Annotated in this window: 1 protein-coding gene; it reads right to left on the bottom strand. The window is 38.5% G+C overall.

Going from position 1 to position 504, the window contains the following annotated elements; all coding sequences use genetic code 11:
* The coding region (locus tag FC65_RS11130; RefSeq protein ID WP_235803142.1) for a DNA topoisomerase at positions 1 to 504 on the bottom strand (504 nt) is incomplete at both ends.

Below are 504 nucleotides of genomic sequence, written 5' to 3'. Positions count from 1 at the left end.
TAAAGTTTTTGATTGCCTGGTCTCTTTGATAGACCATATATAAGGTTGGCGTCTGTACTCGACCAATCGAATACACCCCGCGTACCCCGTTTTGTCTTAATAACAAAGTATATAAAGGACTGCCATTCATACCAATTAACCAGTCACTAATTTGTCGTGTCTTGGCTTCCTGATAAGCTGGGTAGTAGTCCCAACCGTCTTTTAAGTTTTTGAATCCGTCTAAAATGGCTTCTTGTTCAAGTGAATTGATCCAAAGCCGTTTTAGTGTTTTAGTTTTTAAATTGATGTGAGCTTTTGCCATAATAGACCAGGCAATATTTTCACCCTCTCGGTCGCTATCAGTCGCAATGATAATCGTGTCGGCTTCATTCAGTAAATCTTTAACGATATTGAACTGTTTCTTTTTATCTGCGCCCACGATAAACTTGTATTTTTCTGGAAAAATGGGTAAATTAGATAAGGCCCATTGCTGGTATTTCTGATCATATTTATCCGGTGTGGCTA

It is taken from the genome of Ligilactobacillus acidipiscis DSM 15836, assembly GCF_001435755.1.
Taxonomy (GTDB): domain Bacteria; phylum Bacillota; class Bacilli; order Lactobacillales; family Lactobacillaceae; genus Ligilactobacillus; species Ligilactobacillus acidipiscis.
The sequence above is the reverse complement of the archived record's forward strand: the minus strand, read 5'-3'. Positions and strand labels throughout refer to the sequence as shown.